The following is a 1,058-nucleotide window of genomic DNA, read 5'->3' as shown; positions in this document are numbered from 1 at the left end:
CTGAGGCCGCTGGACAGCGACGCGACGTTGCTGTTCGTCGTGCTCAGGCCAGTCGACAACGAGCCGATGCCGGTCGACGTCGAAGTCGAGAGCGAAGCGATCGAGCTATTCGCGGAGCTGAGGCCGGTCGAAGCCGACGTCGAAAGCGAAGCGACATTGCTGTTGGTGGTCGACAAGCCGGTCGACGCAGAGGTCGAGAGCGAAGCGACGGAGCTATTCGCCGAGCTGATGCCCGACGAGGCGGAAGTCGACAGCGAGGTCAGCGAGCTGTTCGTGGTGCTGAGGCCGGTGGACAGCGAGCCGATGCCGGTCGACGTGGAGGTCGACAGCGAAGCGGTCGAGCTATTTGCGGAGCTGAGGCCGGTCGAAGTCGACGTCGAAAGCGAAGTGACAGTGCTGTTGGTGGTCGACAAGCCGGTCGACGTGGAGGTCGACAGCGAAGCGACGGAGCTGTTCGCCGAGCTGATACCCGACGAAGCGGAAGTGGACAGCGAGGTCAGTGAGCTGTTGGTGGTGCTCAGACCACTGGACAGCGAAGCGACGTTGCTGTTGGTGGTCGACAGTCCGGTGGAAAGCGAGTTGACGCCGCTTTGCGCGGTGCTGATGCCCGACGAGGCGGAAGTCGACAGCGAGGTCAGCGAGCTGTTCGTGCTGCTCAGGCCAGTCGACAACGAGCCGATGCCGGTCGAAGCCGACGTCGAAAGCGAAGTGACAGTGCTGTTGGTGGTCGACAAGCCGGTCGACGCAGAGGTCGACAGCGAAGCGACGGAGCTGTTCGCTGAGCTGATACCCGACGAGGCGGAAGTCGACAGCGAGGTCAGCGAGCTATTGGTGCTGCTGAGACCACTGGACAGCGAAGCGACGTTGCTGTTTGTCGTGCTGAGGCCGGTGGACAGCGAGCCGATACCCGTGGAAGTCGACGTGGACAGCGAGGCAACATTGCTGTTCGTCGTCGACAAGCCGGTCGACGCAGAGGTCGAGAGCGAAGCGACGGAACTGTTCGCCGAGCTGATACCCGACGAAGCGGAAGTGGACAGCGAGGTCAGTGAGCTGTTGGT

Annotated in this window: 1 protein-coding gene; it reads left to right on the top strand. The window is 62.8% G+C overall.

What is annotated here, in order from left to right; genetic code table 11:
• The coding region (locus WS91_RS37810; protein ID WP_269435341.1) for a hypothetical protein at positions 1 to 1,058 on the top strand (1,058 nt) is incomplete at both ends.

Source organism: Burkholderia sp. MSMB1498, assembly GCF_001526245.1.
GTDB classification, from domain to species: domain Bacteria; phylum Pseudomonadota; class Gammaproteobacteria; order Burkholderiales; family Burkholderiaceae; genus Burkholderia; species Burkholderia savannae.
Note: the sequence above shows the minus strand (reverse complement) of the source record. Positions and strands in the feature narration are given on the sequence as shown.